This is a genomic window from Paenibacillus sp. S28 (assembly GCF_016624415.1).
Classification (GTDB): Bacteria; Bacillota; Bacilli; order Paenibacillales; family Paenibacillaceae; genus Paenibacillus_AQ; species Paenibacillus_AQ favisporus.
The window spans coordinates 993434-1006210 of sequence record NZ_JACVTM010000001.1 but is presented as its reverse complement, the minus strand read 5'-3'; the positions used below and the strand labels follow the sequence as shown (position 1 = coordinate 1006210).

General features: G+C 50.6%; 8 protein-coding genes. 7 read left to right on the top strand and 1 reads right to left on the bottom strand.

Going from position 1 to position 12777, the window contains the following annotated elements:
* Positions 1–19 precede the first annotated feature (19 nt).
* The gene (locus IAE55_RS04205; RefSeq protein ID WP_234489268.1) at positions 20–1486 is read right to left on the bottom strand and encodes a spore germination protein; all 1467 of its coding nucleotides are present in this window, start codon (positions 1484–1486) and stop codon (positions 20–22) included.
* 355 nt (positions 1487–1841) lie between these two features.
* On the opposite strand from IAE55_RS04205, the gene IAE55_RS04200 reads away from it, so the two are divergent.
* From IAE55_RS04200 to IAE55_RS04170, 7 genes are all read left to right on the top strand, one after another.
* Positions 1842–3671: a cache domain-containing sensor histidine kinase gene (locus IAE55_RS04200; RefSeq protein ID WP_200631014.1), complete on the top strand. Its 1830-nt coding sequence runs from the start codon at positions 1842–1844 to the stop codon at positions 3669–3671.
* The gene (locus IAE55_RS04195) at positions 3634–5283 is read left to right on the top strand and encodes a response regulator (RefSeq protein WP_200631013.1); all 1650 of its coding nucleotides are present in this window, start codon (positions 3634–3636) and stop codon (positions 5281–5283) included. The genes IAE55_RS04200 and IAE55_RS04195 overlap by 38 nt, the downstream gene beginning before the upstream one ends.
* A gap of 191 nt (positions 5284–5474) precedes the next feature.
* The gene (locus IAE55_RS04190) at positions 5475–6836 is read left to right on the top strand and encodes an ABC transporter substrate-binding protein (RefSeq protein ID WP_145164411.1); all 1362 of its coding nucleotides are present in this window, start codon (positions 5475–5477) and stop codon (positions 6834–6836) included.
* Positions 6837–6912: 76 nt separating this feature from the next.
* Positions 6913–7815 carry a carbohydrate ABC transporter permease gene (locus IAE55_RS04185; RefSeq protein WP_145164409.1) on the top strand — a complete coding sequence of 301 codons (903 nt, stop codon included), beginning with the start codon at positions 6913–6915 and terminating at the stop codon, positions 7813–7815.
* 14 nt (positions 7816–7829) lie between these two features.
* The gene (locus tag IAE55_RS04180) at positions 7830–8657 is read left to right on the top strand and encodes a carbohydrate ABC transporter permease (protein ID WP_200631012.1); all 828 of its coding nucleotides are present in this window, start codon (positions 7830–7832) and stop codon (positions 8655–8657) included.
* A 33-nt stretch (positions 8658–8690) separates the two neighbouring features.
* A complete protein-coding gene (locus tag IAE55_RS04175) occupies positions 8691–9692 on the top strand; it encodes a glycoside hydrolase family 130 protein (RefSeq protein ID WP_145164406.1) in 1002 nt (333 codons plus the stop codon).
* A 4-nt stretch (positions 9693–9696) separates the two neighbouring features.
* Positions 9697–12765, top strand: a complete 3069-nt coding sequence (locus IAE55_RS04170; RefSeq protein ID WP_200631011.1) for a glycosyl hydrolase — start codon at positions 9697–9699, stop codon at positions 12763–12765.
* Positions 12766–12777: the final 12 nt, after the last annotated feature.

Here is a 12777-nt window from a genome sequence, read left to right as displayed (position 1 = left end):
GATTTATGACAGCAACTTATCATGAGATTCGTTTGTCGTTACTCCCAGCCGTGTTTTTAGGACGATATCGTAAGCTCCATCTCGGTGCTCGAAAAATGAGATCTTTTACATAGCCTGTCGTTTCGGGAGTAACAGGACTAAGGTAAGGGACGCCAAATGAACGTAGGCAAGACAAATGGATTAGGAGCGCCGTAATGCCGACCAGGATACCGTAAATTCCTATAAATCCAGCGAGTAACAACATAGGAAATCGAAGAATCCGCAGAGCGGTTCCGAGATTGTAACGCGGTATGCCAAATGACGCGATCCCCGTCGTTGCCACAACGATGACCATGGGAGCAGAGATGATACCAGCCTCAACAGCGGATTGGCCGATAACCAGTGCTCCCACAATACTGACGGCTGAACCAATTGTTTTCGGTAGTCGGACGCCGGCTTCGCGAAGGGCTTCAAACATAAATTCCATCAAGAGGGCTTCCATGACGGCGGGAAAGGGGACACCTTCCCTTGCCGCTGCGATGCTAATTAGAAGAACTGTTGGAAGTATTTGTGGATGAAAAGTAGTTAGAGCAACGTAAACCGACGGCAGCAGTAGGGCGATCAGGAACATGAAGTACCTAACCCACCTTACAAGTGTGGTGAAAATTGAACGCTCGTAATAATCTTCCGATGCTTGAAGACCGGACCAGAACGTCATTGGAACAATCAGCACGAAAGGGGTATTCGCTGTAACGATTGCCACTTTCCCTTCCAACAATGCAGCACAAACGACATCGGGTCGCTCTGTATTCTGAATCTGAGGAAAGGGTGTAAATGGAGTGTCTTCGATCAGTTCCTCAATATATCCCGATTCCAGGACCCCGTCTATTCGAATCTCACTGATGCGGCGAGTTACTTCTTCCACGATAGAAGCTTTAGCTACCCCATCTAAGTAGAGAAGTTCAACTTTTGTATCGGTTTTTTCTCCAACTTGGAACGATTTGTTGACCAATTGGGGGGTGCAGAGTCGCTTTCGAATCAAACCTGTGTTTACTCGAAGAGACTCCGTAAAGCCATCTCGGGGTCCTCGTACAACGGGCTCCGTCGAGGGCTCTTCAACACTACGCTCCTGGTAGTGCTGGAAATCTGCTAGCTGTGCCTCGGAGTCTCCTTCAGCAAGGAGGGCTACTTGTCCTGTCAATATTCCCTTGACCACTTGTCCTGCTTTCGTAGCGGTGGTTACCTTTAACACCGGAAGAAATAGCTGGTTAACTGCTTGCTTGAGAAGGGTGTCGCTACCCAAAAGACCTTGGTTGAATAAGGGTTTAAGAATGATTTGCTCCACCAAATTAGTATCACATAATCCCTCCACGTAAATGAGCAAAAGCGTTTGACCATCCAAAGGAAGCCTCCGAAACACCACGTCAGATGAATTATGAAGGAGTTCTCGCAGAATAGCCTCATTGACCCCAAGATCTGTTGTAAGATCCTTCTCCTCCAATTCCATGGTCATCCCTCCAATTCATTTTTAATGTGCATCAGGGAGGTTTTTTTATGCAAAAAGTGTAAGTATTTTCACTGCATAATAATGAAGATTCAACGATCTGAACATTTATTTTTTGTTGAGAGGGGCGGGGATTTTTATCTTTAAAAGTCCATCTAGTTTTCCGTGCCTCGTTGAATATATCGCGTTTAAATCAATAAAGGGTTTGCTGTGAAGGAAACGTGAAGTGTATATAGATTGTTTCTATTGATGGCCAGTTTTCAAAAATAGTTGCTAAAACATTAAATTATTGTAGAATGAGACCAAAACAAATCCAGCATGAATCCGATTCATACCAAGGGAAAGGAAACAGGGATTGATGACTATCCAATGGAACGAACAGATCAAGCAGAAGATGTTCGGGATCTCCTTCAAACAAAGGGTCCGTTTGGCATTTATCATGATGATAACGCTTGCAGTCGGGACGGTCGGCATCGCCTCATATGGGATAGCCGCGAGAGAACTGCAAAAGAATGCCTTTGCGTCCAGCCAAGAAACGGTGAATAAAACAGCCCAGATTCTGGACGACAAGCTGTACAGTATCTCGACTTCCGTTCGTTCGCTAATGCTCAGCGATGCTTTTAAGCAGATGATGTTGGATGTCCAGAGCAACACCATCGCGAACTATTACGTGCATCTGTCGGAGCTTCAGTATGTATTGTCGCAGGTTACATTCAACGAACCGCTGATTGAAAGCATATTGATTGCCACCCCAATCGGCGACTATTACCCCGTATCGCAGCGTCGATCTCAGACCCAATCCTTTTACGAATCAAATTTTTATTATGACCTCAAAGACAATGATGGTGGATTGTGGGTGAAAGGTCACACGGATAAATTCTTCACGGGAAACAGCAGAGTCGTCTCCTTCATGACAAAGGGTATGCAGGGGAATATCACCAGTACAAACGTATTTGTCGTGGTCAATGTGAATGAGAATGGCTTAATCAACACGGTGAACAAGCATACCTCCAATGACGATGATGATTATTTCATCGTGGACTCCCATGGGGAGGAAGTCATTCAAACAGCCTGGTCCCTGCACCATCCGTTAAATAGGGACGAGCCGTTTCTGAGAAGCATTACTGAAAGCAGCCAGGGATCCTTCTTTCATAAGTTCGATACAACTGATTACCTGGTCAATTACACCAAGTCCTCCATGGTACCGGACTGGCGATTGTTCGGTATTCAGCAGAAGGACAAGCTGCTGTCGCAAATGAACGGCGTCAAGCGCACGACCATCCTGATTATGGTGATCTTTCTTCTGCTGTCATGGCTCCTATCCAGCAAGCTAACCACATTGCTTCTCCTTCCACTCTTCAAGCTGCAAAGGCTGATGAGAGAGGTAGAGGACAACCGCCTGAACGTCCGGTTCTCAAGCCGCTCTAACGACGAAGTTGCCCAAGTCGGAAATCAGTTCAACCGGATGCTTGACGAGATCAATCGCCTGATCGACGATGTGAGGGAAAGCGAGGCGGGTAAGCTCAAAGCGGAGATGCGAGCGCTGACGGCCCAGATGGAGCCGCATTTTCTATATAACACGTTAAATACAATCTATTGCAAATCGGTTTTGGGTGAAAACGACGACGTCAATGAAATGATTATGGCCTTATCCCAAATGTTCCAAATCGGCTTAAGTGGGGGAAAGGATTGGAATTCACTTGATGATGAGCTGTCCCATGTTCAGCAATATTGCGCCATTCAGCAGAAGTGCTATGAGGGCCTGTTCACATACGAGATTAAGGTGACGGATGAAGAGCTTCTGCGAAGTCCTCTACCCAAAATTTTGCTCCAACCCATCGTGGAGAACAGTATCCAGCACGGCTTCGAGGATTTCACCTCCGGAGGTGAAATCCGGATTGGTGCAATCAGGGATGGGGATCGGCTTCACCTGACGATCGAAGATAACGGCAAAGGGATGGACGTAGACAAGGTAGAACAGGCACTGCTGTCGCCGTCTTCAACGAAGAAAGGGTATGCGCTGAAGAACATTAAACACCGACTGAGCCTTTTTTACGGAGAAGAGGCAAGGATGGTCTTTTCCAGCACGCCCGGCGAGGGCTCAAGAACAGACTTGTGGATACCGATGACATCAGGGGAAGGTGGATCGAATGAGAGAGCAAACCATGACCAAGCTGTGCATTATTGACGATATTAAGAGCGTCGTTGACATGATCTCGCGAAAGCCGAGATGGCTAGACCATCAAATCGAGGTGGCAGGTACGGCGCTTGATGGAGAGGAGGGCGTAAGAATGGTGAAGGAGAGGAAGCCCGACATTGTTTTGACCGATATCCGAATGCCGAAAATGGACGGACTGGCCATGACCCAGGCGATTTTGGAGAGTGCGCCTTCTACGAAAATTGTCATTTTAAGCGCGTATACGGATTTTTCTTATACCCGGCAAGCGATTCGCCTCGGCGCGTTCGATTTCGTCAAGAAGCCGTTCTCCATCGATGAAATTGTCAGCGTGGTGCTGAAAGCCAAAGCAGCTTCGGACATAGAGCGACAGGAGCAATCCAAAAGGAATGAGCTGGAGCAGGATATGCGAAAAAGCCTTCCTGTCCTCCAGCAGGAATATTTGTCGTTTCTGGTCAAACATCCAGTAAGCACGGAAGCGGCCGCACTCCAATGGGGCCGGCTAGACATCCCTTTAGAGCCGAAGCATTTTCAATTGTTTATCGTCGAATTGGACCACTTTATGGATAAGTATCGATCTCAGCCGGCTCGCGAGGTGGAACTGATCCGGTTCAGCCTACGGAATATTCTCGAAGAGACCATTTTCATGTTTTCCAAAGGTGTGGTGTTCAGTGAGGCAATAAACCGCTTTGTTTGTTTGATCAACGGTTCGGACCATTCGCTTGCCGAACAGGTATCGGAGGCCTGCCGTCAAAATATTTTCCAATTCACCCGCTCCACGGTTTCCATCGGACTGGGGCAAGGGGCGAAAACGATTGAAGAGCTGCCGGTCGCGTACGATCAAGCATCCAGCGCCCTTGCCTACCACTTTTATACCGATGGTAATGGCATTAACAGCTATATTCGCTTGTCCCACACCGAGCCAAGGCACGTTCTGCCGAACTATTCCGCAGCGACGGAACAAGAGTTTTTATTTGCTCTGCGGTCAGGCAACACGGATAAATGCCGGCTGATCCTCGAGCAAATTTTCAACGAATTGCTGCAGTGCGATCCGCTGCCCGAGCCTCGGTATATTCAGAGTTTGTGCTTTGAGATGGTTACGAAAATGTGCCGGACGATGCTAGAGCTGTTCCCTCTGGAGCGGGTGAACCAGTTGGAGGAGAAATGGCATGCAGTCTCCGATGTAGAGCATTCCTCTTTTCAGACCATGAAGGAGACCGTGAAAGACATATGCTTGGATGCCTGCTCCTGGATCGAGCGGGAGCGTTCGGATGAACCGACAAAGCTGATCTATGAGGCCAAAGATTATATCGGCGCCAATCTTCACCTGAATTTATCGCTGGAGCACTGCTCGAGGCAGTTTAATATCAGCCCGGGTTACTTTTCTAACCTGTTCAAGAAGGTGATCGGCATCTCCTTTCAGCAATTTTTGATTCACCAGCGGATGGAGAAAGCCAAGGAAATGCTGATCGGCGGATACCAGGTACAGGAAATCGCGCAGGCGCTGGGCTACGAACACCGCCGGTACTTCAGCGAGATCTTTAAGAAGCATACCAATATGACTCCGTCAGAATTTAAATTGTATAGCACGGGGAAAATCGAACCACCCGTGGATCTGGCCTAGAAAACTAACCATAGCACCGATTTAATGAAGGACAGCCCTGCTTCTTGTCTTGGACGGAAGCAGGGCTGTTTTGCCGAGAAACGTGTGGAGAAAACCTGCCCTGAATGTGTGGTTACCCGCATTATGCAAGAGCTGGCCCGAATTTATAATGAGGAAGAACAGTTCATAAAGAGAAAAGGGGAGGTCAATCAATGAAAAAACAGCTGTGGATCATGGCTTTGTGCGTGGTACTTATCGGAAGCATAACGGCCTGCGGAAGCAAGGAATCGGCGAGTCCGGAATCCGGATCATCTAGTGAAAAGACGAAGATTTCGTACTGGACCGGTGACCGCCATGATTCTGAGTATATCAAGGAACTGGTGGATGAGTTTAACAAAACGAATCCGGACAACATCGAAGTGGAGCTGGTCATCAAAGGCGATGATTTCGACCAGGCGCTCGATATGTCATTCCAGACTTCGGAAGCGCCTGACGTGATCCGCGTCAAGGAAAACACGATTCAGACGTTCTACAAGAAAGGCTTTTTGGCGCCGATCGACGAGTTCATGACGGATGAGCTGAAGGAAAAGTTTCCGCTTATGGATAACTTGAACAGCTTTGACGGCAAACGCTACAGCCTGCCGAACTACGGCACGACGATGCGGCTGATCTATAACAAGGAGCTCTTTGAAAAGGCGGGTATCGCCAGTCCGCCGACCACGCTGGATGAGCTCGTCGCGGACGCCAAGAAGATCACCGAGGTCGGCAAAGGCAGCGGAGCATACGGTTTCGCGCAGAACTTCAAGAGCCCGGCGAGTGCGCTGGGACGCTCCGCACGGGTTATCGCCGAAGTCAGCGGTTATGGCGGTTTCGGTTACGACTTCAAAACGGCGCGCTATGACTTCAGTCCATTTAAACCGATCATCCAGGCGTTCAAGCAAATCAAGGATGACGGCAGCATGCTGCCCGGCGTCGAATCCCTGGACATCGATCCGCTGCGGGCACAGTTTGCCGAAGGGAAAATCGGCATGTATCTGTCATTCTCGGCGGAAGCCGGCGTGTACCAGTCCCAGTTCCCGGCAAAGATCGACTGGGCAGCTGCACCGGCTCCATCCATCGACGGCAGCTTCAAAGGAGCTTCCGGTTTCCTTGGCGGTCAGTGGCTAGCCATCAGTTCCAAGACCCAAGAGAAGGAAGCGGCTTGGAAATTCATGCAGTACATGTACAACGATTCAACGCTCAAGCAGTATCAGGAGAAGGGCTTTGGCATCGCCATGGTGCCGTCCGTAAGCGAGGCTGCAGCTACGCCGAGCGTTAAGGGAATTGAAGGTTTCCTGCCGAACAAATACGACGGCGTTTGGCCGGTCGCTCCCACTGTAGCGGTTCAAGGCACCAAGTCAGACGACGCCTTCTTTAAGTACATCGTCAGTGGTGGCGACCTGGACGCTGTCATAGCGGATCTGAATCAACGGTATAACTCGGCGCTCGATGCCGCCAAAGCCAGCGGGGAAGTCAAGGCCGAACCGATGCCCGATTTCGACCCTGCGAAGTTAGCCGGACAATACACCAAATAAACAAACGTCCGGCGGGATGGGGGAAGCCCCATCCCTTTCCTATCCGGACGAAAGAGATCACAAGGAGTGATAGAAGATGAATAAAGCGAAGAACCTTGCCTTTTCTTACAGCTATATCCTGCCGAGCTTTATTCTCACGGTTGTTCTTGGCATCTATCCGATTGCTTGGGCCATGCGATATATGTTCTATGACTACAAAGGTTACGGAGCCGAAAAATTCATCGGCCTCGATAACTTTACCCGCGTATTCAAGGATCATGAGTTCTGGAATTCCGTCGTGAATACGTTCGTGTATGCCGGCGGCAAGCTGGTGCTTTCGATTCCGCTTGCCCTCATTCTGGCCGTTCTGTTAAATCAGAGGATCCGGGGCAGAAACTTGCTTCGCGCCATTATTTTTATGCCGACGATCATCAGCACGGCCGTCATGGCCGTCGTATTCTTCACCATCTTCAATTCGTACAACGGCATCCTGAACCAATTTCTGATGAAATATAAACTGATTGGCAGCGCTGTGGACTGGCTGGGCGTTGACTACTCCATGCTGACGGTCATCCTGGTGGCGGTATGGGGTGCCGTCGGCAATTACATGCTGCTGTTTCTAGCCGGATTACAAAACATTCCGGAGGACGTATATGAAAGCTCCGCCCTCGATGGAGCGAATAAACTCCAGCAGTTTCGCTATATTACCATCCCGATGCTGGGACCGGTCATGCAGATGATCATTATGTTGGCCATCATCAATGCGCTCAAAGGCTACGAGAGCATTATGGTCATGACAGACGGGGGGCCGGTGGGGAAAACCAACGTTATGTTTTTGTATGTTTATAAGTTGTTTTTCCCGACAGCCGGCTCGGGTGCAGCAACTCAGGTTCAAGAGATGGGATATGGCAGCGCGGTAGCTTTCGTTACGGCCGTGATTGTAGGCCTGATTACGATTCTTTACTTCTACGTTTCTAAGCGGATGAGCCAATACGAATAAGGAGGGACGCGTTCATGAAAATCGCATCGAGAACTTTGATGTGGGTGTTTTTGGTGCTGGTCGCGTTTCTTACGCTATTTCCAGTGCTCATTACGATTCTAGGTTCATTCAAGACCAATGCCGAGCTGACCGCAGGCGCTACACTGATGCCGACAATCTGGCAGTTCAATAACTATTCCGAGGCCTGGAAGCAGGCCAATTTTTCGACCTACACGGTGAACAGTCTCTTCGTTGCCGTTACTTCGACCATCGGCATTTTGTTCGTTTCCTCGATGTCCGCTTACGTGGTGAACCGGATGGAGTTCCCAGGTAAAAAAGTGTATGTGGGCATGCAGGCGTTTACGATGTTCGTCGCCATTGGCGCGGTGGTGCTACGTCCGCAGTTTGAGCTGATGATTAAGCTGCACCTGCACAATACGCTGTGGGGGGTCGTGCTGATCTTGATCAGCGCGCACGCTTCGGCCTTTTTTATAATACAGAGTTTTATGACTGGCATACCCAAGGAGCTGGACGAGGCGGCCCGGATCGACGGCTGCTCGCGGGGGAGGACGTTCTGGACGATCATTCTGCCCCTGCTCACTCCAGGGCTGGGGGTATGTGCATTGTTTGCGTTCCGTGGGGCTTGGAATGAGTACTTATTGCCGTTTGTGTTTACGCTGAGCAAGCCTGAACTTCAGACGCTGACCGTAGGGCTGGCCAACCTGAAATACGGGGTATCGGCGGCATCGCAAACTCACTATATGATGGCGGGAGCCTGTTTGTCGATCCTGCCGATCCTCGTTGTGTATCTTTTTGCCAACAAGTCGTTCATGAAGATGACTGCCGGCTCCCTGAAAGGATAGCGGCAGCACTTGATCAAGGAGGTTGTATTCAAGATGAGTTTACCGATTATAGGAAAGCTGTCATCCAGTTCCGTCATCCGGCGCCACCCGGATAATCCCGTTCTGGATGCCGCGCGCGTGCCCTACCCCACGGCGCTGGTCTTTAATGCCGGTGTCACCAAATTTAAAGGAAGGTATGTGATGGTGTTCCGTAATGATTACGGATCACTGGAGAAGCAGACTCTTGAGCCGCATCATACCACGGATCTTGGCGTCGCGTTCAGCAGCGATGGCATCCAATGGGACGTGCAGCCGAAGCCGTGCTTCAAGCTTCATGACGAGGAAATCATCCGGGCCTACGATCCGCGACTGACCGTGATCGACGGTCGCTGTTACATGTGCTTCGCTGTTGATACCCACCACGGCATCCGCGGCGGGGTTGCCGTCACGGACGATTTTATCGATTTTGAAATACTAAGCCTATCCACGCCGGATTTGCGCAACATGGTGCTGTTCCCGGAGAAGATCGGGGGCAACTATGTCCGCCTGGAGCGGCCGTTTACCGTGTACAGCCGGGGCGGCGTCGATCGATTCGACATATGGATTTCCGAATCCCCCGACCTCAAATATTGGGGTAATTCCGATCTCCTTATGGCCGTTGAGCATGTCCCCTTCTCAAATGACAAGATTGGGCCGGCTGCCCCACCGATCAAAACGGAGAAAGGGTGGCTTACGACGTTCCATGCGGTTGATATTGATCCGGCGCGCGGGAAAAACGGCTGGGAGGACACGTGGAAGAAACGCTACACGGCCGGACTCATGCTGCTCGACTTAGAGAATCCGAGAAAGATCGTCGGCATGTACCGCGAGCCGTTGCTCGCCCCCGAGACTGATTATGAGACGGGTGGTGGGTTCCGCAACGATGTGATCTTTCCGGGAGGCATGGTGCTGGAAGATGACGGCCAGGTAAAAATCTATTATGGCTCGGCGGATACCGTGGAGTGTCTGGCTACCGCTAATATTGATGATCTGTTGAAATTGTGCCTGGAGGGCTGAAAGGGTGGGATGGAATGTGAAAGCATGGGAGCAGCTGAAGAATCCGCCGTCCCGTTACCGACCAGTGCCTCTGTGGTCCTGGAATGACAAGCTAGATTCGAGTGAGTTGATCCGACAGATCGAGGAGATGCATCAGGCCGGCATCGGGGGCTTTTTCATGCATGCCCGTGGCGGCCTTCAGACGCCTTACATGGAAGAAGAATGGATGGAGGCCGTACGTGTTAGCATCGAGAAGAGCCGCAAGCTTGGCATGGAGCCTTGGCTGTACGACGAAAATGGCTGGCCCAGTGGTTTTGGGGACGGCAAGGTTCCGGCTCTGGGGATAGAGTACCAACAAAAGAGACTGGCTGTTGAATACGCTCCGTTCAATCACAGGACAGACGGAATAATTGCGTTATACAAGCGGACGGAACAGGGATTCCGCTTGCTGGACCTGAAGGAAATCGATAACGCGGATTTGCGCGTTTATTACGAAGTCAATCCCTACTATATTGATACACTAAGCAAGCAGGCGGTCGGCGCCTTTATTCGAGAGATCTATGATACTTATTGGGAGCGGTTTGGCGAATTGTACGGTTCGATCCTTAAAGGCGTATTTACTGATGAACCGCAGTTTGCACGCCGACAATTACCATGGTCGTTCGATCTCGCTGCTGCCTTTGAGCAGAAGTGTGGCTATTCACTTCTTCCTCACCTGCCTGCCTTATTTACGGAAACGGAACACTACCGCAAAGTCCGATACGATTATTGGTACTGTGTTACGGAATTATTCACAGAAGCCTATGCCAAGCAAATCGGCGATTGGTGCGGGAGCAGGGGATGGTCAGCAACAGGCCATGTTGTGGATGAGCAGACGTTGATGGATCAGGTGACTTCGGTCGGTGATCCGCTTTCCTTTTATGAATATTTGCAAATTCCAGGATGTGACTGGCTTGGTCGGTTCGTCGGCGACGATCCGATCGTTCCGAAGCAGGTGAGCTCGGTCGCGAGACAGCTAGGCAAAAGCCAGGCGATTACGGAAAGCTTCGGGTGCTCCGGCTGGAACGTTAGCCTGCAGGAGCTTCGGCGGATCGGGGAATGGCAGTTCGTGCATGGGATCAATCTCATGTGTCCGCATTTACAGAGCTATTCTCTGCAAGGCTTGCGCAAGCGGGATTACCCCCCTTCACTTTTCTATCAACAGCCTTGGTGGCCCGATTATCGGCTGTTTAATGATTATTTTGCGAGACTGTCCATGCTTCTGTCGGAGGGCCATCGACAGGCGGAGGTGCTGCTTCTTCATCCAATCCGGTCGGCGTGGGTCCTCCAGGAGGGAACGGACGCATCCGCAAGTGAGCAGTACCATCACGCCTTTGTGCAGTTATCTCGCTGGCTGTGCCAATCACTAATCGGGCACGACTACGGGAGTGAGTTCATGATTGAGCGTCATGGCGAGGTGCGGGGAGACCGCTTTAGGGTCGGAAACGCAACCTATAGCGTCGTCATTGTACCACCTGGTGTCACCATGGGATCAACAACGTCAGAGCTGCTGCTCCGATTCGTCCGGAATGGAGGTACAGTGCTCGCGTATGGGCCTTTTCCGCGACTAGTTGGCGGCGAATACAATTTAGAAGCCAGAGAGTGGATCTCCAAGGCGTCTCAGCCTGCTTGGAACCGGGAATCTTTAGTACAACATGTATACCGGGCGGCTGGGCCAAGCATTTATTTGACGGATATTTCGGGTACCCCCGTGGTGTCCGACCGAGTGAACGTCCAGGAATTGGAGTTGGACGGTACTACTTTGTTTTACTTGGTTAATTCGGACGAGAGAAGTTATGGGGAAGTGTATGTCCACATTTATCGTACCGGTGAAGTTTCCTTGATTGACTTGGAAAGTGGAGAGATCCAATCTGTAAGTTGGGAGACAATCGATGGCGGCGTGAAGGTGATCTTGCCGCTGTTTGCGGCGGGATCTCATATGATCAAACTCGACCCTGTAAAGAAACAGCAGCTATCAACGCCCGTGAAGTCCCTAGGTAAACCGGCGGAAGAAGCCGTCATCCGTCTGAACGATTTATGGAAAATCACCGAGACAAGTAAGAACAGCCTGACACTGGACACATGCCGCTTCCGAATAGAAGACGATAATTGGTCCGAGCCCCAGCCATTGTTCATTATTCAGGAGCGTCTGCTTCATATCGGCCGCTCCAGTGTTGAACTGGAATTTGAATTTCATAGCCAATTGAGCCCATCGCATGATCGGGCCCTGTATCTCGTCATGGAAAACCCCCATTTGTTTCAGATCACGATCAACGGACAACCGGTTGCACCCGTCAGTGAGGGCTGGTGGATGGATACTTCCTTTAAAATGCTGGATATTCGGGACCTTACGAAACCAGGGATCAACCGTATTGGGCTGAAAACAACGTTTCATCTTTCCCCCGAAATGAGTCAGGCTTTGGAGCGCGCACATCAATTTGAATCCGAAGGCAACAAGCTGACCATAGAGACAGAGCTCGAAAGTATCTATTTGTTGGGGGATTTTTCGGCTCAGTCCACATCGCCGTGGACGTTCGGGGAGCGTCGTGCCGTTTTTAACGACGGGCCTTTTTCTTTGGTAGAACAGCCGGATCAGGTTCATGCCGACCACTTGGCAGAGCAGGGATATCCCTTTTTTGCGGGGACCTTCACTCTGGAACAGACTGTAGTTCTTCCGCAAAAGGGTTGGGGTAGAGCGACCTGGCAGTTCCGAACGCCGCCGGACGCCATTGTCAGTCGACTGCGGATAAATGGCCGAGAGGTGCGAGCTTTTGTATGGGAACCCTACGAGGCAGATATTACGCAACATTTGCAGCCAGGGGAAAACCGCATCGAGCTGGAGCTAACGGGAAGCTGCCGGAATGTGCTTGGTCCTCATCACCACATCAAAGGCGAGGTATATAAGGTGGGTCCGGACAGCTTTAAGAATACACCTGGATGGACAGACAAGGATCTCGATCCCGGTACTTCGATTTATGAGCAGCGCTATGCTTTCGTCAGGTTTGGGCTTTCGGATCGTCCGCAGATTGTGCTGGAAACGCCGGAGGCTTTATAAAACAGGCATACA

Coding starts and splice junctions, on each gene's coding strand:
- IAE55_RS04200 (WP_200631014.1), top strand. CDS start 1,842: ATGACTATCCAATGGAACGAACAGATCAAGCAGAAGATGTTCGGGATC.
- IAE55_RS04180 (WP_200631012.1), top strand. CDS start 7,830: ATGAAAATCGCATCGAGAACTTTGATGTGGGTGTTTTTGGTGCTGGTC.
- IAE55_RS04205 (WP_234489268.1), bottom strand. CDS start 1,486: ATGGAATTGGAGGAGAAGGATCTTACAACAGATCTTGGGGTCAATGAG.
- IAE55_RS04190 (WP_145164411.1), top strand. CDS start 5,475: ATGAAAAAACAGCTGTGGATCATGGCTTTGTGCGTGGTACTTATCGGA.
- IAE55_RS04175 (WP_145164406.1), top strand. CDS start 8,691: ATGAGTTTACCGATTATAGGAAAGCTGTCATCCAGTTCCGTCATCCGG.
- IAE55_RS04195 (WP_200631013.1), top strand. CDS start 3,634: ATGAGAGAGCAAACCATGACCAAGCTGTGCATTATTGACGATATTAAG.
- IAE55_RS04185 (WP_145164409.1), top strand. CDS start 6,913: ATGAATAAAGCGAAGAACCTTGCCTTTTCTTACAGCTATATCCTGCCG.